13 protein-coding genes (1 of these 13 only partly in view) are annotated in these 25,586 nt (G+C 71.0%); 6 read left to right on the top strand and 7 right to left on the bottom strand.

The window, feature by feature from the left end; translation table 11 throughout:
• Nucleotides 1-4: 4 nt before the first annotated feature.
• Complete coding sequence (locus tag SK571_RS16775) at nt 5-505, top strand: MSMEG_6728 family protein (RefSeq protein ID WP_319985017.1); 501 nt, start codon at nt 5-7, stop codon at nt 503-505.
• On the opposite strand, the gene SK571_RS16770 is transcribed toward SK571_RS16775, so the two are convergent.
• On the bottom strand, nt 439-1,356 hold the full coding sequence (locus tag SK571_RS16770) for a sensor histidine kinase (RefSeq protein WP_319985016.1): 918 nt from the start codon (nt 1,354-1,356) through the stop codon (nt 439-441). The genes SK571_RS16775 and SK571_RS16770 overlap by 67 nt on opposite strands.
• Nucleotides 1,357-1,530: 174 nt before the next feature.
• Here SK571_RS16770 and SK571_RS16765 point away from each other — a divergent pair, with 174 nt between their 5' ends.
• Complete coding sequence (locus SK571_RS16765; RefSeq protein WP_319985015.1) at nt 1,531-1,893, top strand: STAS domain-containing protein; 363 nt, start codon at nt 1,531-1,533, stop codon at nt 1,891-1,893.
• Nucleotides 1,894-1,900: 7 nt separating this feature from the next.
• Here the strand turns inward: SK571_RS16765 and ppk2 are convergent, their stop codons facing one another.
• From ppk2 to SK571_RS16750, 3 genes are read right to left on the bottom strand one after another with little or no spacing between them, the layout of a single operon-like run.
• Nucleotides 1,901-2,851: a polyphosphate kinase 2 gene (ppk2, locus tag SK571_RS16760; protein ID WP_319985014.1), complete on the bottom strand. Its 951-nt coding sequence runs from the start codon at nt 2,849-2,851 to the stop codon at nt 1,901-1,903.
• Between the two features lie 48 nt (nt 2,852-2,899).
• Nucleotides 2,900-3,709: a lipoyl protein ligase domain-containing protein gene (locus SK571_RS16755; protein ID WP_319985013.1), complete on the bottom strand. Its 810-nt coding sequence runs from the start codon at nt 3,707-3,709 to the stop codon at nt 2,900-2,902.
• Between the two features lie 24 nt (nt 3,710-3,733).
• Nucleotides 3,734-5,542: a sigma-70 family RNA polymerase sigma factor gene (locus SK571_RS16750; RefSeq protein ID WP_319985012.1), complete on the bottom strand. Its 1,809-nt coding sequence runs from the start codon at nt 5,540-5,542 to the stop codon at nt 3,734-3,736.
• A 246-nt stretch (nt 5,543-5,788) separates the two neighbouring features.
• On the opposite strand from SK571_RS16750, the gene SK571_RS16745 reads away from it, so the two are divergent.
• The 3 genes from SK571_RS16745 (at nt 5,789) to SK571_RS16735 (ending at nt 10,029) form a co-directional block, all read left to right on the top strand.
• Entirely contained in the window at nt 5,789-6,664 is an 876-nt protein-coding gene (locus SK571_RS16745; RefSeq protein ID WP_319985011.1) for a thermonuclease family protein, read from the top strand.
• A complete protein-coding gene (locus SK571_RS16740) occupies nt 6,654-7,169 on the top strand; it encodes a hypothetical protein (RefSeq protein ID WP_319985010.1) in 516 nt (171 codons plus the stop codon). Before SK571_RS16745 ends, SK571_RS16740 begins: the two co-directional genes overlap by 11 nt.
• 97 nt (nt 7,170-7,266) lie before the next feature.
• Nucleotides 7,267-10,029, top strand: a complete 2,763-nt coding sequence (locus SK571_RS16735) for an AfsR/SARP family transcriptional regulator (protein ID WP_319985009.1) — start codon at nt 7,267-7,269, stop codon at nt 10,027-10,029.
• Here SK571_RS16735 and SK571_RS16730 read toward each other — a convergent pair.
• The 3 genes from SK571_RS16730 to SK571_RS16720 form a co-directional block, all read right to left on the bottom strand.
• Nucleotides 10,007-10,417: a Calx-beta domain-containing protein gene (locus tag SK571_RS16730; protein ID WP_319985008.1), complete on the bottom strand. Its 411-nt coding sequence runs from the start codon at nt 10,415-10,417 to the stop codon at nt 10,007-10,009. The genes SK571_RS16735 and SK571_RS16730 overlap by 23 nt on opposite strands.
• A 61-nt stretch (nt 10,418-10,478) precedes the next feature.
• The gene (locus tag SK571_RS16725; RefSeq protein ID WP_319985007.1) at nt 10,479-11,420 is read right to left on the bottom strand and encodes a hypothetical protein; all 942 of its coding nucleotides are present in this window, start codon (nt 11,418-11,420) and stop codon (nt 10,479-10,481) included.
• A 378-nt stretch (nt 11,421-11,798) separates the two neighbouring features.
• On the bottom strand, nt 11,799-13,304 hold the full coding sequence (locus SK571_RS16720; protein WP_319985006.1) for an ArnT family glycosyltransferase: 1,506 nt from the start codon (nt 13,302-13,304) through the stop codon (nt 11,799-11,801).
• An 842-nt stretch (nt 13,305-14,146) separates the two neighbouring features.
• Between SK571_RS16720 and SK571_RS16715 the strand changes: the two genes are divergently transcribed.
• Nucleotides 14,147-25,586: the start of a non-ribosomal peptide synthase/polyketide synthase gene (locus SK571_RS16715; RefSeq protein WP_319985005.1), read on the top strand. The gene runs 19,442 nt beyond the window's last position; the window shows 11,440 of its 30,882 coding nt (coding positions 1-11,440); it begins with the start codon at nt 14,147-14,149; its stop codon lies beyond the right edge, outside the window.

The following is a 25,586-nucleotide window of genomic DNA, read 5'->3' as shown; positions in this document are numbered from 1 at the left end:
AGTCATGCAGACCTTCCTGCCCTTCCCGGACTTCGCCGCCACGGCCCGTGTGCTGGACCACCGCCGGCTCGGCAAGCAACGGGTCGAGACGCTCCAGATCCAGCGCGCGCTGGTGGTGCCCGGCCACGGCTGGCGCCACCACCCGGCGGTGAGGATGTGGGCGGGCCACGAGGAAGCGCTCGTCCGGTACGGCGTGGAGATCTGCGCGGAGTGGCGCTCGCAGGGGTTCCGGGACACCTGCGAGGCGACGATGCGGTCCGACCTGGCCCAGGCCAGGGGCATCGTCGTCGTGCGCACCCAGGACGAGCTGGCCGCCGCGGACGAACTGCCCGTCTGGCTGGGCGATCCCGAGGTGCACCTCAGCCACCGGTCGGCCCTGGTGCGCAAGGACCCCGCCCACTACCGCCGGTTCTTCCCGGGCGTGCCGGACGATCTGCCCTACGTCTGGCCGCCGACGCTGACCCGCACGGTGAACCCGTCGGCGTCGCGGCCCATGGACACGTAGTCGCACGTGCGGTGCAGGATCCACAGCCCGAGCCCGGCCGACCGGGTCTCGGTCGTCGGCACCAGGCCCGCCATCGGATCCGACGGGCCGGGCCCCTGGTCGCTCACCGCGAGCACCACGCGTGACCCGTCCGCCCACAGGCGGAAGCGGACCGGCCCGATGCCGTGCGTCAGGCCGTTCGTGACGATCTCGCTGGCCGCGTAGACGGCGTCGTGCGCGGCGTCCTCGTCCAGGTCCATCCCGTCGATCGCAGTGCCCACGGCCTCGCGGACCACACCGGCCGCCGGGTCGACGAGTTCGAGCAGCGGGATGCCCTCCTCGAGCACGTCCGGGAGTTGAGGCGACGCGGCGAGACCCTCGCGGTAGCCGGGGTTGGCCTCGTGCGTGCCCGGCGCGGTGGCGATGTTCGGGTGCGTGCGCACCACGTCGGCCAGCACCTCGGCGGGCGTCGTCCTGGTGTCGTACGGGCACAGGCCCCACACCGGGAACTCGGCGTACGCCTGGTTCGCCGCGGCCTCGTAGCGCGCCCACCAGTCCCAGCTCGCACCCGTGCCGGGGTGCGGGACGTCGCCGACCACGCGCATCTGGCGCGCGCCGTCCGCCGTGTGTTCGCGGAAGAGGTCGCGGTAGCTCGCGATGGCGTCGGACGGGCGGGAGTACTGGTCGGCGCCCGGCCGGAAGATCAGACCGGTGCCACCGAGTGCGCCGCGCAGCAGCGCGGTGTTCTGCTCGGAGCACGCCACGACACACGGCTCCCCGCCGCGCAGACCGTCCTCGATGAACGGCACGGCGTGCGCGAGGAAGTCGTCGTCGGTGCCGTAAAAGGCGGTCTCGTGGAAGAAACCGGTCACGAGGACCGATGCTACGCCTCTTTTTCGGTGGTCCATCTGGGGGAACCTGGCTTTCGACCGCTGGCCGGGAGACCGCCGATCCGCGTACACACGTGGACTGCGCTACCGTCGGCAGGGGTTGAGCAGCCAGCCCGTTGGACGGTCATGCGCACCGTCATAACTGGAGGTTGCCACGTGCTCACCGACGGTCAAGTCCCCTTCCGCACCGCCTGCAAGAGCGTGGGCGCCGCAGTCCTCGTGCACGTGACCGGCGAAATCGACCTCACCACCGTCCCGGACCTCGCCGAACGCCTCGGTGAGGCGGTCAGATCGGTCACCCCGCCCGCTCCCGTCGTCGCCGACCTGAGCGGCGTGCGGTTCCTCGGTGCCCAGGGCATCGGCCTGCTGCTCGACCACCAGGACCTGTGCCTGCGCCGGGGCAGCGCGCTCGTGGTCGTCGCGAACACCGCCGCCGTGCTGCGGCCGTTGCAGGCACTGGAACTGATGAGCGTGCTGGGCGTGCGTTCGTCCGTGCTGGACGCGCTGACGCCGGCCTAGCCGTGCGTCACGGGTGCAGACCCGGACCCGGTTCGGCGCTCGGAGCGATGGGGGTCGGGCTGAGGGCGGTGTCGTCCTCGCCTTCCTCCAGCAGCGTCGCCGCGGGGCCGACGATGCGCACATCCGGAGTGCCGACGACCTCCAAGTCCTTGTCGTGGTAGTCGAAACGGGCGAGGACGCTGCGCATGGCCTCGATGCGGGCTCGCTTCTTGTCGTTGCTCTTGACCACCGTCCACGGCGCGATCTCGGTGTCCGTGGAGCGCAGCATGGCGACCTTGGCCTCGGTGTAGTCGTCCCAGTGGTCCAGTGACCTGATGTCGTTGGGACTGAGCTTCCACTGGCGCACCGGGTCGATCTGCCGGATCACGAACCGGGTCCGCTGTTCGTTGCGCGACACGGAGAACCACAGCTTCACGAGCAGCACGCCGTCCTCGACGAGCATCCGCTCGAACACCGGCGCCTGCCGCATGAACAGGTCGTACTCGGCCCGGGTGCAGTACCCCATCACGTGCTCGACGACGGCGCGGTTGTACCAGGACCGGTCGAACAGCACGCTCTCGCCCGCGGTGGGAAGCCTGCGCACGTAGCGCTGGAAGTACCACTCGCCCTGCTCGCGCTCGCTCGGCTTGTCGAGCGCGACCGTGCGTGCGCCCCGCGGGTCGAGGTGTTCGGTGAACCGTTTGATCGTGCCGCCCTTGCCGGCGGCGTCGCGGCCCTCGAAGAGGATGACGAGGCGTTGCCCGGTCTCGGCCACCCAGTGCTGGAGCTTGAGCAACTCGATCTGCAGCAGCCGCTTGAGGCGGTCGTACTCGGCGCGGGGCATTCGTTCGGTGAACGGGTAGTTCTCCTGCCAGGTGAGCACCTCGTTGCCGTTCGCGTCCAGGAGGATCGGCTCGTCGGCGTCGGGGAACTCGGCGGTGTAGCCCTCGGCGAGTAATTCTGCGGAATCGACAGTCACGAATTCGTACATACCCGACGTATCTGCGGCAAAAACCGCCGTGGGGCGCTACCTGTCCTGGTCCGCCGGCATCGGGTTCGCCCGCGTCCAGTCGTCGACGTGGAACGGGGATCCGCCGCTCGCCCGAGACGCGTGCGCGACCACCGCGGGAGGCAGCCGTCCGTCGGTCAGGCCGAGCCGGTCGCGGTAGTCGGAGGCGAACGCCGCGGCCACCTCGGCGGAGGTCAGCGCCGGTGCGTAGTCGGCCAGGCCGGCGATCGAGCTCTGCCGCAGTTCGTAACCGAGTGCGCGCGACACGTCCGTGATCACCGCGCGCACCCGGTCCGAGACGGCGACCTGGACGACCGTGCTGAACAGGGAACCGGTGGCGGTGACGCGTTGCGCGGAGCCCACGACCTTCGTGACGCCCCCGACGTTGATGCTGTACTCGCCGGGGCAGTACTCGCCCTGCACCTCGCCGATGCGGGCGTCGACGTCGCCGAGTCCGCGCAGCACCCGGACGTGGCTCTCGGCGTTCGCGGCGAAGGTCGCGCTGCCCGCGTGGCGGATGTCCGTGGTGCTGTCGAGGTGGTCGATCACGACGGCACCACCGTCGTAGGCGACCATCCGCCCGCCCGGCGACCTGACCACCGGTTCGAAGCCCGCCTCGCGGGCCAGTGCGGTGGCCTCGGCGATGCCGGGCGAGCGGAGGTCCCTGCCGCTGAAGGCGACGGTGGGACCGGCCGGCACGTAGATGTGGACGAGCTGGTGCCACTGCGCGCCGGGGGTGCGCAGCAGCAGCGCCGGGACCACCAGGTCGGTGATCGCGGGCCCGGTGCTCCCGGTGACCAGCAGGCGGGCGTTCGTCTCGGTGGACACCCCGTGATTCTCGACGACGGCGGATCAGCCCGCGGCGCGGTACGCCTCACCGGCTTCGTTCGGGGTGCCGCCGGGGGTGTAGAGGCCGGTGCCGGGCTTCTCCGCGGGCAGTGCGAACCAGGCGTAGCGCTCGATGTGCGGAAGGCCCTCCATCATCGCGCTGGAGCCCTTCGCGAAGGCGGCGAGCTGTGCCTGGGTCGGGAAGCGGGCCGTGCCGCCGGAGAAGTCGATCAGCGAGTACTCGGTCAGCCAGATCGGTTTGCCGTACCGCGCGTGCACCGCGGCGAGGTAGTTCCGCAGGTGCCCGACGGCGGCATCGCTGAAGTCCGAGCCGTACCAGTGCACCGTGATGAAGTCGACGCGCAGACCCCGCTGGGCCGCACCGGTCATGAACCGGTCGAGCCAGCCACCCGCCTTGTCGCCGCTGTGCGCGACGGCCGGGCTGCCGAGGCGCAGACCGGTGGCGGCCAGCTTCGGCCACAGGTCGAGCGCCTGTTCCGGGGTCATGTTCGCCTGGTCGGGGAAGTCCGGCTCGTTGAAGCCGAGCAGCACCTTGCCGTTCGCCTTCGCCTTGGCCAGGGTCGCGTCGTCGGTGAACTTCGCGCCCCAGATCATCGGCACGAACTCGACGTTCGGCGGCGTGGGGATGCCGTCGGGGTGCGCGGCCCAGTTGTAGTACCAGCCCGCGCGGACGTCGGTGAGCGCTTTGCCGACACCGTCGAACTTCCAGGTGCTCACGCCCTTCTTCACCGACGCCGTCACCGGGACCGCGGGTGGCGGCACGGGCTTGGCGGACGTCGTGGTCGTCGACGCCGGAGCCGACGACGGGACGGACGAGGTGGTGGCAGGCGGGGACGTCGTGCTCTCGGCGGTGGCCACCGGGATCGCGCGGGCGACCGGCTCCTCACCCGAGGGCAGCACGGCGACCACGATGCCCGCCGCCAGCACCGCGGCCGCGGCGGGCTTCACCAGCGCGCCCTTCAGCAGCAGGCTGACCTTGCCGCCGGTGACGGGAGCGGAGGTGACCTGGGTGATCGCCACGTGCGACCCGGTGAGCGCGGCCGGGTCGAACCCGAACGCGGCGGGCAGCGGCACCAGGGGCAGCCGGGCGAGCAGCCCTTCGACGGACGCGAGGTCGCGCCCGCAGCGTTCGCACCGGGCGCAGTCCCGGCTGTGCCGGGCGATCCGCTTGCGCCACAACGGACTGGGCACGCCGTCCCACTCCGCGACGATGTGGGCGAGTTCCGGGCAGCGCGGCGTGCGCTCCAGCGTCCGGACGACGATGCGCGCGGCGTCGAGCTGGGCCTTGACCCGTTGCACGCGCACGGCGGTGTGCTGCGGCGTCAGTTCCAGCGCGGTGGCGACCTCCGCGCGGGTCAGCCGTCCGGCCGCCTCCAGCCACCACAGCGACAGCAGTTCGCGTTCGTCCTCGCTGAGCCACCGGGTGGCCGTGACGACCTCGCGGCGCTGTCCGGAGAGCTGCAGCCGCATGATCGTGAGGTCGACGAAGTCCGCGCCGGGGTCGGCCACGTCCTCCGGCACCGGGCCGGTGATCGGCAGGCGCTGGTGATCGCGGTGGCGCAGCCGGATCTGGTTCATCGCGATCACGACGAGCCACGACCGGAACCCGGCGGGATCGCGCAGCCCCGGCAGGCCGTGCACCGCGCGCAACATGGTCTCCTGGACCACGTCGTCGGTGTCCGGGTGACCGCCGAGCGCGTGCCCGACGATGTTGTAGACGAGGGGCAGGTACCCGCTCACCAGGTCGTCGAGCGCACGCTGGTCGCCGTCCCGCGCGGCCGTCACCGTCGCGACGCCGGGTTCCTCGGTCATCGCCATGCCCACCTCACTTGCCAGTCCGGGGTCGTCTGACCAGGAGATGTCCCAGGCGGCCGGCGATAACGGAAAATTTCTGCCGACGTGCACCCTACGACGGGTGGCGCTGTGTGCAGATGCGATCACAGCGAGGCGTTCTGTGAAGGATCACATAGAAAGCCGATTGAACCTTTTCCGTCCTTGACGGCCGTGCTACCTGCGACAACACTGCCCCGGACAACGACGAACCAGCCAGGAGCGCCCTTGCGCAACGCCTCCGAGCCCCCGACGTACACGACGAGTCCGGGGATCGTTCGCCGCTTCTGGTGGCGCAGCGGTCAACGGACGAGACTCGCGATCGCCTGTGCCGGTGTCCTCGGGGCGCTCGCCGTCACCGGCGCGGCCGGCTTCAGCGGCGACGCGCGTCCGGCGGAACGCGGCGGGCCCGGAGTGGCCGTGCACCGGGGCGACTCCTTCGAGGTGACCGTCCGCGCGGTGTCCGGGGTGGACCTGTTCGAGGGCGTGGAGCCCGACACCGGACGGGTCTTCGGCGCCCGTGTCGCAGGGGTGAACGCGGCGCCGTGCTGGCTGTCGCAGTCGCTGGCGGCCGCGGAGAACCTGTTGCGCGGCAAGAAGGTGCGGCTCACCGCCAAGAGCGACGGCGACACCGGCACCGATCGGCTCCTGGTCGACGTGGAGCTGCCGGACGGATCGGACTACGCGCAGACGGTCGTCGGTGAGGGCACGGCGTCCGCGGACCTGGCGGCCCGCGGGGATCTCGCACCGGTCGAGTCGGCCGCGCGCCAGCAACGCCGCGGTCTGTGGGCGGGCGGGTGCACCGGCTACCGCGACGACGTGCTCGCGACGCCGTCCAGCACGCCGCAGACCTCGACCACCACCACACCGGTCCCGACGACAACGACGACGCCACCGCCGCCGGTGATCACCACGACGACCGACGAGCCTTCGCCGGAGCCTCCGCCCACGACCACCGAGGAGCCCGGCGACGAGGAGTGGCTCGGCAGGTTCGTGGGCAGGCGCTGTTTCCTCGAAGGGGCCACCAAGACGTCGCCCAAGGGGACCGAGATCGTCTGCACCCGCGGTCCCAAGGGACAGTTGAGGTGGCAGCGTGCGGACTGAGGACCACGTCGACCTGTTCGCCGAACAGGCCGCCGCCGACCCGGCGCCCACGAGGGTGGACGGCGGACGGCCGCGCGGGCTGACCGCCGAGGGCTGGGTGCGCACGACGGGCTGGCTGCAGGTCGGCGACCACCCCGTGAGCTCGGTGCTGCTGGCCGCTCTGGCGGGACTGCTGTGGGCGCTGGTCGGAGCGGCCGCGCTGGTGACCGAGTTCCCGGTCGCCGCCGGTGTCCTGACGTTGACGACCCCGGTGCTGTCCGGCACGGCGTGGTGGCTCTTCACGACGAGGCTGCGGCCTGCTTCGACGGCCCGCAACGTCGACACGTGTCGCGCGGACGAGCTGGAGCCGGGTGACGTCATCCGGTTGCACGGCTCGATAGGTCCGATCGGCCAGGTGGTCGAAGTGGCACTGGGCGACGACGACGCGCGGGTCGTCCTGCACGGCGGAGGGCAGCGGACGTGGGCTCGCGGCGACGTGGTCCACCTGGCGGAGCTGCTGCGCTGAGCAGCGGCGAACTGCCGGTTCCTTCCCACGATCAGCGCTGCCACCAGCACGTTGCGGGCAACTAACGTAACGCGATGTGCTGGGAACAGGTGGCGAGGTGAGGATTCTCGGGCCCGTCGAGGTGTGCGGCCCGCACGGCCTCGCGGTGCTGACCGGAGCCCGGCAGCGCAGCATCGTCGCGGTGCTGGCCCTGCGCGCGGGCACACCGGTTCCCGTCGACCGTCTCGTGGACGTGCTGTGGGGTGAGGACCCGCCGCGCACGGCCGTGCGGTCGTTGCACAGCCATGTCGCGCGGGTGCGGCAGGCGCTCGCCGACTGCGGCCTGCCGGGCGCGCTGATGACCAAGCCCGGTGGCTACCAGCTCGACGCGTCCGTCGACGCGGTGACGTTCGAACGGACCAGGGACCTGAGCCTGTGGCGGGGCGAGCCGCTGGCGGGCACGGAGCTGTTCGGCTGGGGCCGGGCGGAGATCGACCGGTTGCGGGACCAGCGGATCGCCGCGCTGGAGACGTACTGGGGTGAGCGGCTCGACCGGCAGAACGCGGTCGAGGAGCTGGAACGGCTGGTGGTCGGCCATCCGACGCGGGAGCGGCTCGTCGGGCTGCTGATGCGGGCGTTGCACCTCGGCGGGCGGCACACCGACGCACTGGAGGTGTTCCGAAGACTCAGACATCGGCTCGCCGACGAGCTCGGCGCCGACCCCGGCCCGGACATCACCGCCCTGCACACCGCCATCCTCCGCCGCGATCCGTCGCTGCACAGCGCGAGACCCGCCCAGCTGCCGGCCAGGGCGGGCCACTTCACCGGTCGCGCCGCCGAGTTCGCCTCTCTCGCAAGTCTTCCGCCGATCGTCGTCGTCTCCGGTGTCGCCGGGGTCGGCAAGACCACGTTCGCCGTCGAGTGGGCGCGCCGGGTCGCCGACCGCTTCCCGGACGGGCAGGTGTTCCTCGACCTGCAACGGCTCACGCCGACCCAGGCGCTGACCGAGATGCTGCACAGCCTCGGCGTTCCGGCGGACCGGGTGCCGGCCGACCCGTCCGCCACGTACCGGACGTTGTTGCACGGCAAGCGAGTGCTCATCCTGCTCGACGACGTCCGCCACGCGCGGGACGTGCTGCCCCTCGTTCCCGGCGACCAGGGGAACCTGTTGCTGATCACGAGCCGCGACACGCTCTCGGCCCTCGGCACGCGCCACGCCGTGCACACCATCAGCCTCGGCCTGCTGAGCGAACCCGAGGCGCACGACCTGTTCGCCGACATCCTCGGCGCGTCCAGGGTGCAGGCCGAGCCCGGCGCGACCGCGGAACTGGTGGTCCACTGTGGACGGCTGCCGCTCGCGCTGCGCATCGCGGCCGCGCGGCTCGCGATCCGGCCGGGCAGGCGGATCGCCGACCTCGTGCGCGAGCTGACCCGCAACGACCCGCTGGACGTGCTGTCGGTCGACGGCGACGACCGCACGGTCCGCACCGTGTTCGCCAGCGCGCACCGCACCCTGAGCCCGCAGGCCGCGCGGTTGTTCCGGGTGCTGGGCGAACATCCCGGCGCGAGCTTCCCCGCCGACCTCGCCGACGCGATGGGCCCCGGCCTCGACGAACTCGTCGCCTCGCACCTCGTCAGCGAGGTGGGCAACGGCCGGTACGCGCTGCACGACCTGATCCGGCTGTTCGCCCGCCAGAGCGGCGACCTCGGCGACGGGGTGGAGCGCCTGCTCGACCGGTACCTCACGATCGCCCACGCGGCGGGGGAGGTCCTCAACCCGCGCCACGACCTGGTGACGCGGCCGCGCTGCGACGACCTGCCGTTCCCCGCGGACCGCGTCGAGGTGCTCGCCTGCCTCGACGCCGAACGCGACAACATGTCGCACATGATCCGGCTGGCCGCGCGGTCGGGACTGCACCGCGAGACGTGGCAGCTGGCGTACCTGCTGACGGGCTACTTCGAGGCGCGCGGCAACTGGGCGGCGCGGGTCGAGCAGTGCGAGCACGCCGTGGCGGCCGCCCGCGCACTCGGCGACCAGCGGGCCGAGGCGGAGATGTTGCGGGGGCAGGGCATCGCGTTGCAGATGACCTCCCGCATCGCCGAAGCCATGGTGGTGCAACGGCAGGCGCTCGCCCTGGTGCGCGAGGCGGGTGATCTGCGCGGAGAAGCACGGCTGCACAACAACATCGCCAACGCGCACTCCGAACTGCGCGAGTTCGACCTCGCACTGGACTCCTACCGCGCGGCGATGGACGTGCACGGGGCCGCGGGCGACGAGGTGGGTGTGGCGCTGGCCCGGCGCAACCTCGGCTACACCTACGTCCGGATGGGCCGGCCGGAACTGGCCGTCGAGCCGTTGTTCGCGGCACTGGAGACGTTCCGCGCCAAGGAGAACCTCCGGCTGGAGGCGGCGACGCTGATGTCGCTCGGCAACGCCTTCCACCGGCTCGCCGATCTGGCACCGGCGCTGCGCTACTTCGGCGACGCGCTGCGGATCAGCCGCGAGATCACCGACGACCGCTTCGAGGCGGACGCGCTGACCGGCCTCGGCGTCACCCGGCTCGCGCTCGGAGATCCCGTGGGGGCAAGGGAATGCCTGACCGCCGCGCTCGTGGTGTGCCGGGCGCTGGGGGACGGGCACCGCGAGGCGTCGACCCTGCGCGACCTGGCCGACGCCGAACTCGCGCTCGGTGACCTCGCCGCCGCCCGTGACCACCTCACCGCCGCCCTGGAGGCCAGGACTCAGGCACCGGACGGGTTCGAGCAGGCCCGGGCCCACCACACGTTCGCCGACCTGGAGGGCCGGAGCGGGCGGTGGACCGAGGCTGCCCGGCACCTGGCTCAGGCCGTCACGCTGTTCACCTCTTGCCGCCGATCGTGAACACGGCGACGCGCTTGCCGATCTGGCCCGGCTTCACCGAGGTGATCTCCAGGGTGAACGTCTTCTGCTCGCCCGTCACGCGCAACACCTTGTAAGGCACACCGGCCTGGCCTTCGCCCGCCTTGACGGTGACCGTTCCGCGTGGCACGGCCTGGTAGTCCTCACCCTGCTTCGCGGTGCCGTCGACGAACCTGTAGGCCACCTCGACGTTCTGCTGTGCCGGGCCGTTGCGCAGTTTCAGCGCCGCCGTGTACGAGTCCGCCGACTCGTGCACGGGCCCGTCGATCGCGTCCACGACGACCGGGCAGTCCGGCGGTTCGCAGTCCGCTGCTCCGTGCGCGGGCACGATCCCGAGCAGAAGCAGCAACAACACCATGATGGTTCTCATTGACAACCCTTTCGGTGGGTCCGTCTCCGAGTAACGGAGACAGACCCACCGGGGTTGATACTCAGTCCTTTTCGTTGATGAGGTATTGCGCCCCACCGAGATCCGTGCCCTGCGCGTCGGTCTGGCGCACGTGCAGCTCGGCCGGTCCCGTCTCCTCGGCGGTCTCGAACGTCAGGGCGGTCTGCACGCGTTCGTCGGCCTTGAGTGTCAGGTTGTCGAAGCGGGCCTTGGGGTCGACGACCTGGAACTGCGTCTCGCCCACCTGCTTCACGCCGGTCGCCCTGCCGCCGGCGGCCTTCCACCGCGCCGTGAGCTCCTGGCCGAGGTCGAACGTGATCGTGCCGGCGAACGGCCGGGGCTGCTCGAGAACCAGGTTCTGCCGGGCGTCGGTCCGTTCGGGGTTGCCGATCGTGTACGGCACGCGCACGGGCTCGAACGGGCGTACCCGCACGGAGTCGACGTTGCGCCACGCGATGTTGTTGTTCCGCTGCGCGTTCTGCTGGGTGTTGGCGCCCTCGGCGAACGTCATCGGGTCGGCGTTCGACACCCACCGGGCGAGCAGGCAGAAGTGGGCGGGGCCGGGCACGTTCCAGCCCGGCCAGGTGATCATGACCGTGGTTCCGCTGACCGGCACGGTGGAGCCCGCGGTGCCGATGTAGGTCCAGCCGCCCGGCCAGGCCGTGCCGCCGCCGAGGTTGCTGCGGTACAGGTGCAGGCTGCCGTCCACGGTGCCGATGCCGCCCGGCTTGCGTCTCAACGTGACGAAGACGTAGTTGTTCACGCCCACGACGGGGTTCTGGGACACCGCGCACGGTACCGGCGTCGAGCACACCTTGATGTCCGGGCTGTAGTAGATGCTGCCGGTGCTGGGCTCGTTGCCGACGTCGCTCACGTTGTCCCGGACGAAGACGTCGCGTTGGAACGGAGTCGCGCTCACGGCCGGCGCGATGAGCGTCGCGGCCGCCAGCAAGCCTGCCAGCGCCGTTGCCAGTGTGGCTTTCACCATGTCCTCCATCGGTTGTGGACTGCCGAGGGAAGAAGTACCGGCGCGCTGTTGTGGCGACGTTGTCGTGCTGTTGTCGCCGCCTGGGATCAGACTCGGCGCAGGCTGAGCACGTTGCCAGAGGACCCGTTCGTTCCTCACCAACCGGGCCGTCACCTGGCTTTGATGGCGTCTGCAAGTACCACCAACCCAACATCAACAGGCACTTTCCTGCCGCCAACAGCGTCGACCCGGCTTACCGGAACGGAATCGAGTTCGGCGGACAGCGAACAGGTTGGATGTGGTTGACGGCGATTCGATCAAGAGTTGGTGGTACTTGCAGACGCCCATAGCCACCAACGAGAGGCCCTGAGGTTTCGGACAGACTTCAGGCCAGACTTAGTAGGGGCCGATCAGCCGGTAGCCGGGCCACAGCTCGGCCCACGGCGCCCGCGGCTCGCGGCACACCGAGATGGCCCGGCCCTGTTCCATGGTCGCGAGCCAGTGCCCGTTGTCGATGCGCGCCGCCACGGAGCACTCGCGGAAGTCCCGCGCCAGCAGGTCCTCGCCCACCCCCACCGCGATCACGACGTCCGCGCTCTCGGGCGGCGATCCGCGGAAGTAGAGTTCGTTGTGCCCGCTGTAGATCCGGGGGAGCGGATAGTCGTCGCGCATCCAGTGCAGCGCGCCCGCCTCGCCGAAGTTCTTCGTCAGCACCACGGCGCGCGACCGTTCACCTTCGGGCAGTGCGGCGTAGGCGTCGGCGGTCTGCCGGGCTATCCGATCCCAGCCGATGGTCTCGGTCGTCAGACTCGTCGCCGGGAACCGGGCGAACATCCGCTCCGGCAGCACCGGCACGATCACGGCCACCTGTACCACGGCGAAGACCGACAGCACCGAGACAGCCACTGGCAACCGCGACCGTCCGCGGGTCAGCCACTCGTCCGCGATCACCCAGCCCGCGGCGACCAGCGGCACCAGGTAGCCCTCGGTGTAGTCGATGCCGCTGGGCGAGACGGCGAGCACCAGCGCCGTGCCGATGAGGTAGGCCGCCCCCAGCGCCCGCGCCGGTCGCCATTGCGGCCGCCGCAGCAGGCCTGCCACGCCCGTGACCAGAACGAGGGCCACTGCCGGCCCCGTGAGGAACGCGACGTAGAGGGGGAACATCAGCCCGTCAGTCCAGTTGCCGTCGGACAGCGTCCGCGCCATGACGAGTTGCGGCCAGCCGTTGACCGCCTGGTAGATGACGTTCGGCGCGCCGATCAGCAGGGTCAGCCCGGCGCCTGCCCACAGCCACCGGCTGCGCAACTCCTGGCGCGGCCCCACCACGAGCAGCGCCAGCACCAGCGTCACCGGCAGCAGAAGTACGACGTACTTGGCGTAGGTCGCCACTCCGCACGTGGCACCGGCGGCCAGCCACCACCGGCCGTCCCCGCGCAGTAGCGCCCGCAACGCGAACAGCGCCACCGCGCTCCAGGCGACGAGGTCCGGGCTGTTGGTCAGCAGGAAGTGGGCCACGACGAGCACGGTCACCGACGTGCCGGAGGTGGCCGCCGCGAGCACCTGTGCGCGTGGCCCGCCGCCCAGTTCCGCGGTGATCAGCGCGGCGAGCACGACGACGGCCAGGCCGCACAGCAGGGCCGGCGTCCGGACACCCCATGCCGTGTCGCCGAACAGCACCGCGCCCGCCTTCGCCAGCAGCGGCGCGAGCGGTGGCTGGTCGAAGTATCCCCAGCGCGGATCGTCGCCCAGCATCCGGAAGTAGAGCTCGTCCGCCGAGAGTCCGTAGTTCCCGGCGAACGGGAACACCAGGGCCGCGTACAGCACCGCGACCACCGCCACCGGGCGTCGCGCCAGCGGCACGGCCAAGCCGGTCCGCGCTGCCACGCCCTCGATCGTGAACACCGAATCGCTCCCCTCGTGGTGACCACGGGGCCACCGCGACGGCGATGCTATCGACATGATCGCCTATGCCTATTGCTCCAATTGGCAGCAATCATGTGGGCGTCCGATGAAACGTGTAGACGATTGATTTAGCCGGAAGTGTCACACGTCCGCGCCCATACCAGGTCGCCTGACGCGGCGCTGCGGAATGGCTCCGAATCCGGATAATTGGCGGATATCCGCCACCACCTCGTCTTCGGCCGTCTCAATTGGCGGACGTGAATCCGTGGTAATTACCAAATCTTGATGTAACGCGCGGCGCTTCAGGGCACGTGTGACGCGTCGCACAGAATTCGGTCACGGCACGTGTCCGAGTGATCGCGGCTCGTGACAACGTGCTGGGAGCTCGGCGTTCGGGTATAAGCGAATTGATGAAGGTTTCAATTTTTCGAGTTGGGCTGTTCGGCGGATTCATGCAGGTCGTGGGCCTGGCTAATCTTCGGATGTCGCTTCGGCGGCTCTGGGGGCTTCTTTGGGGTGGGTGCTTTCGTCGACCCGCTGTTTCGCGTGCGCTTCTCGCGTTCAGCAGTGTGGGCGGATGACGCAAGGGGGTTTTCATGGCTGTTGTCCGAGAATTGACGTACGAGTCGCGAGCGAGCGCGTTGCCCGCACGGGTGTTGCGCTGATGAACCGCATATCGCGGTGCGCACCCAAGAACGCGACCTGATCCGCCGGCATCGTCATGCCCGGTGACAGTCCAGGAGCCCGGACTTCAAAAGTGGCCCCTTCACCCGCTGTATCTGTGACTTCAGCGGTCTCTCTGTCCTGTTGTGTCGGGGCAATCAGCAAAGAGGAGCAGTTCAGTGGTTGAGCGGCGCGCGCCCGGCGTTCGGTACTCGCTGACGGCGGCGCAGGTGGACATGTGGCTGTCCGCGGAGTTGCTCGGGGACACCCCGGAGTTCAACCCCGCGCAGTACGTGGTGCTCCGCGGGCCTGTCGACGAGGAGCTGCTGCGGGCAGGCGCTCGTGTCGCGGCCCAGGAGACCGACGCGTACCGCCTGTACTTCGGTGAGCACGCGGACGGCGCGCCTTGGCAGGCGCTCGCCGACGACCTTCCCGGCGATGTCATGCCGGTGGTGGACCTTCGTGGTGCGGCCGATCCGGCGGACGCGGCGCGGGCGTGGATGCACGCCGACAGCGCCCGGCCGATCGACCACCGTGCGGCGCCGCTCTGGCGCTGGGCGCTGCTGCGCGTCGCCGAGGCCGAGTACTGGTGGTACCACCGGGCGCACCACCTCATCACGGACATCTTCTCGTTCAACCTGCTCACGCAACGCGTCGCGGAGATCTGCTCCGGGGAGCACCGGCCGCGCTACTTCGGTTCCTGGGCCGATGTCGTGGCCGAGGACGAGGCCTACCGGCGGTCCGCCGACCGGGCGGTCGACGAGCGGTACTGGCTCGACTCGGTCGCGGACGCGGTGCAGGGCAGGCAGGACGAGCGGCGTGCTGACCGGCAGCGGCCGTCCCGGCGGCGCACGATCGCCGTCGACCCAGCATTGCGCGGCGCGGTCCTCGATCGCTGTGCCGAGCTGGGTGTGCGCGTCCCGCACTTCCTCGTCTCGGCGTTCGCCGCCTACCAGCGGCAGCTGACCGATCGCGACGACGTGGTGTTCAGCCTCCCCACGGCCTCCCGGCGCAGTCCGCTGACTCGCGCGACTCCCGGTCTACTGGCAGGCGTCGCACCGCTGGTCCTGCACGTGCCGGACGCGACGACGGTTCGGCAGCTGACCGGCGCCACCACCGCGCGGCTGGCCGAGATCAGCACCAGGTCGCGGTACCGGGGTGAGGACCTGGCCCGGCTGCTCGGCGTCACCGGCAACGGCGCCTGGTTCGGTCCCACGCTCAACGTGGTCGACTTCAACCGGCCGAGGGACTTCGGTCCCGAGGTGCACGCGGATGTGCCCCGCAACCTGGCGGTCGGTCCCGTCCGCGACCTCACCGTCACCACCTACGGCTGGTCTCGCGGTGATCAGGCGTGGCTCGACGTCGACGTCGAGGACGGAGTGGCCGCTGACGCCGAACTGGCGCTGCACGAGCAGCGGTTCCTGGAGGTGCTCGACCGGCTTGCACGCGGGCCGGTGGACGGCGGGGTCCCTTCGTCCACTGTGGATCCGAGTCTCACGCGGCGATGGGGATCCGGAGTCACGCCAGGCATTGCCGCGAGCGTCCCCGACCTCATCGCGGGGTACGCCGGGACCCGGCCCGACCAGCCCGCTGTCGTCTGCGGTCAGGACCGGCTCACCTTCCGCGAGCTGGGGGAGCGGGCCGACGCGCTCGCCGCCCGGCTCCAGCGGGCCGGGGTGACCGCGGAGTCGCCGGTCGCGGTGCTGGTGCCGCGCGGGCTCGACCTGGCGGTCGCCTTCCAGGGCGTGCTGCGCAGCGGTGGCGTCTACGTGCCGATCAACCCCGGGCTTCCCGCGGAACGGCTGGCGTTCCTGCTGGCCGACGTCGGCGCGGTCGCCGCGGTGACCACGCCGGAGCTTGCCGGTGAGCTGAGCGGCTTCGCCACCGTGCTGGTGTTCGGCGAGGAGTCCCCGGCCGCCGAGGAGGCGCCGGTGCGCGTCGAGCCCGGCGCGATGGCGTACGTGGCCTACACGTCCGGCTCGACCGGGCGGCCCAAGGGCGTGGCGGTGACGCATGCCGCGTTGTCGTCGTACGTGGCCGGCTGGCGCGAGGCACTCACGCCGCTGGGCGGGGCCGGCACCGTGCTGTCGATGTCGGGCCCCGGGTTCGACGTGTCCATCGGTGACATGACGCGGGCGCTGGCGTTCGGGCAGACCGTGGTGTTCCTGCCGCACGACGAGGTCGTGTCGGTCGACTCCCTGCACCGGACGCTGGCCGGCCACGAGGTCGAGGTCGCCGAGATCGTGCCCGGCATGCTCCTGCGCGATCTCGCCGCCCACTGCCGGGAGGCGGGTCCGGTCGAGTCGTTGCGCCTGGTCATCTCCGGTACGGACATGTGGACGTACGACGCACTCGTGTCGGCCGTCGCGGCCGTGGCGCCCAATGCCGTGCCGGGCAACGTCTTCGGCGTGACCGAGGCGGCGATCGACTCGATCTTCCACCCGGTCCTGGAACGGCCGGAGCACGAGGGCGAGGTGGTCCCCGTCGGCGTACCGCTGGCCGGCGTCGGTGTCTTCGTCGTGGACGGGTCGTTGCGGCCGGTGCCGGTGGGCGTCGAAGGTGAGCTGCTGGTCGGCGGCGCCGGTCTGGCCCGCGGTTACGTGGGTCGTCCGGACCTGACCGCGGAACGGTTCCTGCCCGACGTGTTCGGTGGGTCCGGCGGTCGGTTGTACCGCACCGGTGACCGGGCGCGGTGGCGGGCGGACGGTGTGCTCGAGTTCCTCGGCCGGGTGGACGAGCAGGTGAAGATCCGCGGCTACCGGGTCGAGCCGGGCGAGGTCGAGGTCGTCCTCGGTGACCACCCGGACGTGCGTGATGTCGTTGTGGTGGCTCGCGATGGCGGTCCGCACGGCGGCAAGCGGCTCGTGGCGTACGTCGTCGCGGAAGGCGAGTTCAGCGGTTCGGCGTTGCGGTCTTGGCTGCGGGAGCGGGTGCCGGACTACCTCGTGCCGTCGGTGTTCGTGGCGCTGGACCGGTTGCCGCTGACGCCGAACGGCAAGGTCGACCGCCGAGGTCTGCCCGAGCCCGAGCCGGAGACGGGCGAGGTGTACGAGGCACCCCGTACGTCCACAGAGGACGCCCTGGCGGCGGTGTGGTCGCAGGTCCTGTGCGTCGAACGCGTTGGTGTGCACGACAACTTCTTCGAGCTGGGCGGCGACTCGATCCTGGGTCTGCAGATCGTGGCGCGTGCCCGTGCCGCCGGTCTGGGCCTCGGCGTGGCCGACGTGCTGTCCCGCCAGACCGTCGCCGAGCTGGCTGTCGCGGTGCGCGACAGCCCCGTGGTGACGCTGGCGGAGCAGGGCGTGGTCACCGGTCCGGTGCCGTTGACGCCGATCCAGCACTGGTTCCTGGCGCAGGACGTCGAGAACCGGGACCACTGGAACTGGTCGGGCGTGTTCGAGCTCGCACCGGGCACCGACGCCGGCCGGCTCGCCGAAGCACTCGACGTCCTGGTCGCCCACCACGACGCGCTGCGCCTCCGGTTCTCGCCCGACGGCCAGCACAACGCCGGCGTCGAGGCCGCCGACCTGCTCCGGGTGGTCGGAGGCGACACGGACGTGGTCGCGGAGATGACGGCGGCGCAGAAGTCGTTGCGGCTGGCCGATGGCCCGCTGGTGGCGGCCGTCTTCTTCGACCGCGGCGATCTGTCCCCGTTGCTGGGACTGGCCGTCCACCACCTGGTGATGGACGGCGTCTCGTGGAACGTCCTGCTGGAGGACCTCGGCACCGCGTACCGGTCGGAGCCGTTGGCACCCAAGACGACCTCGTTCCAGCAGTGGGCCGAGCAGCTCCAGTCGTTCGATCCCAGCGATGAACGGGGCCACTGGGCCGCGGCGACGTCCGGCGTGGTCGCGCTGCCGGTCGACCGCGACGGGCTCAACGACGAACGTTCCGCGCGGGTTCACACGACGTGGCTGGACGCCGGGACGACCACCGCGTTGCTGGGCGACGCGCACAAGGCCTATCGCACGCAGGGCAACGACCTGCTGCTGGCGGCGCTGGTGCGCACGCTCGGTCCGTGGGCGGGCACCGACGAGCTGACCATCGACTTGGAGAGCCACGGTCGTGAGGCGATCGCCGACGGCATCGACCTGTCGCGCACGGTCGGGTGGTTCACGTCGATCTTCCCTGTTCAACTGTGCCGGCACGAGGATCTCAGCACGACCGTGAAAGCCGTGAAGGAGCAGCTCAGGGCGGTGCCGCGCCGAGGTGTCGGCTACGGCGCACTGCGGTGGTTGCACGGAGAACTCGCCGATGCGCCGGATCGCCCCGTGCTGTTCAACTACCTCGGAGCCGCCGCGGCCACCGGTGATCTGCTGCGCCGCGAACTGCCCGCGGCATCGAGGGGCGCGGCGACGTCCGGCGAGGGCACGCGGTCCCACGTGCTGAACCTCGAGGTGACCCGCACCGCCGACGGGAGGCTGCAGGTCGAGTGGCACTACAGCGCCGGCCTGCACGAGGCCGCGACCGTCGAACGGCTCGCCGGGGCTTATCAGTGCGAGCTGGAGGCGGTGGTCGAGCACTGCCGGTCCGGCGTCTCGGGTCTCACGCCGTCGGACTTCCCGCTGGCATCCCTGACGCAGCACGAGGTCGACCGGCTGGCGGCGCGGTTCCCCGGCCTGGCGGACGTGTACCGGTTGGCGCCCGTGCAGTCGGGCATGTTGTTCGGCGTCGTGGGCGCCCCGGCGGAGGACGGGCTCTACTGGGGTCAGGGGATCTACGAGCTCACCGGCACCGTCGACGCGGACCGGCTCGCCGGCGCCTGGCGATCGGTGATCGCGCGCCAGGCGGCGTTGCGCAGCGGGTTCGTGTGGGAGGGCGTCAGCGAACCGGTGCAGGTCGTGCTGTCCGATGTGGACGTCCCGCTCCGGGTGCGTGACTGGTCGGGTCTCGACGGGGACGCCCAGCAGGCCCGGTTGCGGGAACTGCTGGAGGAGGACCGCGCGCTCGGGTTCGACCTCGCCGCGCCGCCGCTGACGCGTCTGTACCTCGTCGACCGGGGTCTCGGGCAGCACTGGCTCGTCTGGGGGCTGTACCAGGGTCTGTGCGACGGGTGGAGCCTGCCCGTCGTCATGGACGAGGTGCTGGCCGCCTACGAGGGCTCGCCGCTGGCTCCGGTGCGGTCGTACCGCGAGTTCATCTCGTGGCTGGACGGGCGCGACCCCGGCGAGGCCGAGGGCTTCTGGCGGTCCTGTTTGGACGGCTTCGAGGCACCGACGCCGTTGCCGGTGGACCGCTTGGCCACCAGCCACTACGCGCAGGACCGGCGGCGCACGCACCTCGACGCGAGCGTGACCGCCGCCCTGGTCGGCCTGGCCCGCCGGGAACGCGTGACGTTGTCCGCGCTGGTGCAGGCCGCGTGGGCCAAGGTGCTGTCGGCCAGCTCGGGTGAGGACGAGGTGGTGTTCGGCCTGACCGTGTCGGGCCGCCCCGCCGAACTGGCCGGGGTGGAGTCGACCGTGGGCCTGTTCATCAACACGCTGCCGGTCCGGACGGTCGTGCCCGCGGACGTGCCGTTCACGTCGTGGCTGCGCGAGCTGCGGGACAACCAGGTCGCGGTGCAGCGGTTCGAGTACACGCCGCTGGTCGACGCGCAGCGCTGGTCGTCCGTGCCCGGTGGCCGTGCGTTGTTCGACAGCATCGTGGTGCTGCGCAACTACCCCGGCGGCCGGAGCCGCGTCGCCGACTTCGAGCTGTCGCCGTTGCTCGACTCGGTGGAGCAGGGCAACTACCCGCTCACCTTCGCGGTCGACGTGGAGGCCGAGCTCAGGATCGAGGCCGAGTTCTCCACCGCCGCGTTCGACGCGTCGACGGTCGAACGGATCCTCGACCAGCTGGTGGTCGTGCTGACGGCGGTGACCGAGCGGCCGGACCTGGCCGTGCAGGACGTGCCCCTGCAGCGCCCGGAGCAGGCGGCGGCGCTGGTGGCGTGGGGCGAGACCCCCGAGCCCGCCACCGAGCGGCCGGTGCCGGACCTGATCGACGACTGGGCGCGGATCTCTCCCGAGGTCGCGGTGGTCTGCGGTGCGGAGAGCCTGACGTTCGCGGAGCTGGGTTTCCGGGCCGACGCACTGGCCGGCCGGCTTCAGAACGCCGGAGTGGGAGTGGGCTCGCGGGTCGCGGTGCTGGTGCCGCGCGGGATCGACCTCGCCGTCGCCTTCCAGGGCGTGCTCCGCTCCGGTGGCGTCTACGTGCCGGTCAACCCCGGGCTTCCCGCGGAACGGCTGGCGTTCCTGCTGGCCGACGCCGGCGCGACGGTCGCGGTCACGACTCCGGCGCTGGCCGGTGAGGTGGCCGGGCTCGCCGAAGTGCTGGTGCTGGACGAGGACTCTCCGGGATTCGGCGCCCTGCCGGTGCGCATCGATCCCGACGCGTTGGCGTACATCGCTTACACGTCAGGGTCGACCGGACGGCCCAAGGGCGTGGCGGTGTCCCACGGCGCGTTGTCGTCCTACGTGGCTGGATGGCGGGAAGGGCTCGCTGATCTGGGCGGCCCTGGCACGGTGCTGTCCATGTCGGGCCCTGGGTTCGACGTGTCGATCGGTGACATGACGCGGGCGCTGGCGTTTGGGCAGACGGTGGTGTTCCTGCCGCACGACGAGCACGTGACGGTGGAGTCGCTGCGCGAGACCTTGGTGGACCACGAGGTCGAGGTCGCGGAGATCGTGCCGGGCATGCTGTTGCGCGACCTGGCCGCTCACTGCCGGGAGGCCGGGCCGGTCAAGTCGCTGCGACTGGTGATCTCCGGCACCGACATGTGGACGCATGACGCGTTGACTTCGGCGGTGGCGGAGGTGGCGCCGAACGCGGTGCCGGGCAACGTGTTCGGTGTGACCGAGGCGGCCATCGACTCGATCTTCCACCCGGTCGGCGAGGACCATCCCGCCGCGGTCGTGCCGATCGGCACGCCGCTGGCCGGTGCCCGTGCCGTCGTCGTGGACAGCAGGATGCGGCCGGCGCCGGTGGGTGTTCCGGGTGAGTTGCTGGTCGGTGGTTCCGGTGTGGCCCAGGGCTATGTGGGACGGCCTGACCTGACCTCGGAGCGGTTCGTTCCCGACGTGTTCGGTGGTTCCGGCGGGCGGTTGTACCGCACTGGTGACCGGGCTCGGTGGCGTGCGGACGGGACGATCGAGTTCCTGGGTCGTGTCGACGAGCAGGTCAAGATCCGCGGCTACCGGGTCGAGCCCGGTGAGGTCGAGGTGGTCCTCGGTGATCACCCAGGCGTGCGTGATGTCGTCGTGGTGGCCAGGGATGGCGGCCCGCACGGCGGCAAGCGGCTCGTTGCGTACGTCGTGGCGGAGGGTGAGTTCAGCGGTTCGGTGCTGCGGTCGTGGTTGCGCGAGCGGGTGCCGGACTACCTGGTGCCGTCGGTGTTCGTGGCGTGGGATCGCCTTCCACTGACGCCGAACGGGAAGGTGGACCGGCGTGGTCTGCCCGAGCCGGAGCTGGAGGCGGTCGCCGAGACCTATGTCGCGCCCCGGACCGCCGTCGAGGAGACCCTCTCCGCGGTGTGGAGTGGCGTGCTCGGTGTCGAACGCCTTGGCGTGCACGACAACTTCTTCGAGTTGGGCGGAGACTCGATCCTGAGTCTGCAGATCGTGGCGCGTACCCGTGCCGCTGGTCTGGGTGTGGACGTGGCGGACGTGTTCGCCCACCAGACCATCGCCGAACTCGCGCTCGTGGTGCGGGAGACGCCCGCGGTCTCGCTGGCGGAGCAGGGAGTCGTCACCGGGCCTGTGCCGTTGACGCCGATCCAGCGGTGGTTCCTGGTGCAGGACATCCCTGATCGTGACCACTGGAACTGGTCGGGTGTCTTCGAACTGGCGCCCGGCACCGATCCGGTCCGGCTGGGTCAGGCGCTCGACGTCCTCGTCGCGCACCACGACGCGCTGCGGATCCGGTTCGGTCAGGACGGCCAGCACAACGCGCCGGTCGAGATCGGTGGGTTCCTGCGCGTCGTCGAGGGCGACGAGACCGTGGTCGCGGAGATGACCGCGGCGCAGAAGTCGTTGCGCCTGGCGGACGGCCCGCTCGTGGCCGCCGTCTACTTCGATCGCGGTGATCAACCCGCGTGGCTCGGCCTGACCGTGCACCACCTGGTGATGGACGGCGTCTCGTGGAACGTCCTGCTGGAGGACCTCGGCACCGCGTACCGCTCGGAGGCGTTGGGGCCCAAGACGACCTCGTTCCAGCAGTGGGCCGAGCACCTGCTGGAGCTGGAGGCCGGCGGCGAGCGGGAGCACTGGGCGGCGGCGACGTCGGACGTGGTCGCGCTCCCCGCCGACGGCGACGGCCCGAACACCGAGGCGTCCGGCGCCGTGGTGCGCACCTGGCTGGACGCGGACACGACCGCCGCGCTGTTCGGCGAGGCGCACAAGGCTTATCGGACGCAGGCCAACGACCTGCTGCTCGCAGCACTGGCGAACGTCCTGGGGGAGTGGGCGGGCACCGACCACGTCACGGTCGACCTGGAGAGCCACGGCCGTGAGGGCCTGGACCTGTCGCGCACCGTCGGGTGGTTCACGTCGATCTTCCCCGTGCGGCTGAGCCGGTACGAGGGTGTCGGCGCCACGGTGAAGGCCGTCAAGGAACAGCTGCGGGCGGTACCGCGCCGCGGTGTCGGCTACGGCGTGCTGCGGTGGGCACAGGGCGAGCTGGCCGGTGCGCCGGAGCGTCCGGTGTTGTTCAACTACCTGGGCGCGTTCGACGCGGTGGACTCGGCCGGGCTGATCCGCCGCGAGCTTCCCGCCGAGCTGGCCGGCCCGATGCAGGGGCCTGGCGGGACGCGGTCCTACCCGTTGCAGCTCGAAGTGGTCCGCGCGGAGGACGGGCGGCTGCGGATCGACTGGCTGCACAGCACCGACCTGCACCTCTCCGAGACCGTGGAACGGGTCGCCGTCCACTACGTCGAGGCGTTGCGCGCACTGGTGGCGCATTGCAGGACAGGTGTCACGGGCTTCACCCCGTCGGACTTCCCGTTGGCGTCGTTGACGCAATACGAGGTCGACGGGCTTGCCGAGCGTTATCCGCTGGTGGACGTGTACCGGTTGGCGCCGGTGCAGTCGGGCATGTTGTTCGGTGTCGTGGGTTCGCCTGTCGACGGTCTCTACTGGGGGCAGAGCGTCTACGACCTGGCCGGTCCGATCGACGCCGAACGGCTGGCCGGTGCCTGGCATTCGGTGATCTCCCGGCATGCCGCGTTGCGCAGCGGGTTCGTCTGGGAGGGCGTCAGCGAGCCGGTGCAGGTCGTGCTGTCCGATGTGGACGTCCCGCTCCGGGTGCGTGACTGGTCGGGTCTCGACGGGGACGCCCAGCAGGCGCGGCTGCGGGAACTGCTGGAGGAGGACCGCGCGCTGGGCTTCGACCTGGCGGCGCCGCCGTTGATGCGGCTCTACCTGGTCGATCGCGGCGAGGGCCGGTTGTGGCTGGTGTGGGGGCTGTACCAGGGTCTGTGCGACGGGTGGAGCCTGCCCGTGGTCATGGACGAGGTGCTGGCCGCCTATGACGGCTCGCCGCTGGCTCCGGTGCGGTCGTACCGCGAGTTCATCTCGTGGCTGGACGGGCGTGATCCGGACGAGTCGGAGTCGTTCTGGCGCAGGGCGCTGGACGGGTTCGAGGCGCCCACGCCGTTGCCGGTGGACCGGCTGGCCACCAGCCACTACGCGCAGGACCGACGCAGGACGACGCTGGACGAGCGTGTCACCACGAAGCTGGTGGAGCTGGCGCGCAGGGAACGCGTGACGCTGTCGACGGTGGTGCAGGCGGCGTGGGCCAAGGTCCTGTCCGCGTCGTCCGGCGAGGACGACGTGCTGTTCGGGCTCACCGTGTCCGGCCGGCCGGCTGATCTGGCCGGCGTGGAGTCGATCGTCGGCCTGTTCATCAACACGCTGCCGGTGCGGGCCGTCGTGCCCGCGGACGTGCCGTTCACGTCGTGGCTGCGCGAGCTGCGGGACAACCAGGTCGCGGTGCAGCGGTTCGAGTACACGCCGCTGGTGGACGTGCAGCGCTGGTCGGCTGTTCCGGGTGGCCGCGCGTTGTTCGACTCCATCGTGGTGTTCGGCAACTACCCCCACCGGGAACTGCCGGACGACCCCGCCGAGATCCCGGACGGGTACGCCTCCGTCGACTCGGTCGAGCAGGGCAACTACCCGCTGACCTTCGCGGTCGACCTGGAGCGCACGCTGCGCATCGAGGCCGAGTTCTCCACGGCCGCCTTCGACGCCGTGACGGTCGAACGCGTCCTCGACCAGCTGGTGGTCGTGCTCACCGCCATCGCGGAACGGCCTTCGCTGGCCGTCGCGGACGTGCCGTTGCAGCGGCCGGAGCAGGCCGCGGAACTGGTGGCGTGGGGCGAGACCCCCGTCCCGGCCACCGAGCCGTCCGTGCCCGAGCTGATCCACAGCTGGACGGACACCGACGCCGTTGCCGTGGTGTGCGGCGACGCACGGCTGACGTTCGCCGAGCTGGGTGCTCAGGCCGATGGTCTCGCCGTCCGGCTCCAGCGGGCCGGTGTGACGGTGGAGTCGCCGGTGGCCGTGCTGGTGCCGCGTGGTCTTGAGCTGGCCGTGGCGTTCCAGGGCGTGCTGCGCTCCGGTGGCGTGTACGTGCCGATCAACCCGGGGCTGCCCGCCGAGCGACTCGCGTTCCTGCTGGCCCATGCCGGTGCGGGCGTGGCGGTCACGACCGCGGCGCTGGCGGCTGAGCTGGCCGGGTTCGCCGGTGAAGTGCTGTTGGTGGACGACGAGTCCGCGGTCGTCGGCGAGCTCGCTCCGGTCGACCCGAACTCCTTGGCGTACATCGCTTACACGTCGGGCTCCACAGGACGGCCCAAGGGCGTTGCGGTCACGCACGCCGCGCTGTCGTCCTATGTGGCCGGGTGGCGTGGCGGGCTGGCCGCGTTGGGCGGACCTGGCGCGGTGTTGTCGATGTCCGGGCCCGGGTTCGACGTGTCGATCGGTGACATGACGCGGGCTTTGGCGTTCGGTCAGCGCGTGGTGTTCCTGCCGCACGACGAGCACGTGTCGGTGGAGTCGCTGCACGCGACGTTGGTGGAGCACCGGATCGAGGTCGCCGAGATCGTTCCCGGCATGCTCCTGCGGGATCTGGCGGCACAGTGCCGGGTCGCCGGGCCGGTCGAGTCGTTGCGACTGGTGATCTCGGGTACGGACATGTGGACGCATGACGCGTTGACTTCGGCGGTGGCAGAGGTGGCGCCGAACGCGGTGCCGGGCAACGTGTTCGGCGTGACCGAGGCGGCGATCGACTCGATCTTCCACGCCGTGACGGAGGACCACCCGGCAGCCGTGGTGCCCATCGGCACTCCGCTGGCCGGTGCCCGCGCGATCGTCGTCGACTCCGCGCTGCGGCCTGTTCCCGTCGGTGTTCCGGGTGAGTTGCTGGTCGGTGGCGCCGGTGTGGCGCGCGGCTACCTGGGACGTCCGGACCTGACCTCGGCGCGGTTCGTGCCGGACGTGTTCGGCGCGGCCGGTGGCCGGCTCTACCGCACTGGTGACCGGGCTCGGTGGCGTGCGGACGGGACGATCGAGTTCCTGGGTCGTGTCGACGAGCAGGTCAAGATCCGTGGTTATCGCGTCGAACCGGGTGAGGTCGAGGTCGTCA

It is taken from the genome of Lentzea kristufekii (genome assembly GCF_033949925.1).
Taxonomy (GTDB): domain Bacteria; phylum Actinomycetota; class Actinomycetes; order Mycobacteriales; family Pseudonocardiaceae; genus Lentzea; species Lentzea kristufekii.
Note: the sequence above shows the minus strand (reverse complement) of the source record. Positions and strands in the feature narration are given on the sequence as shown.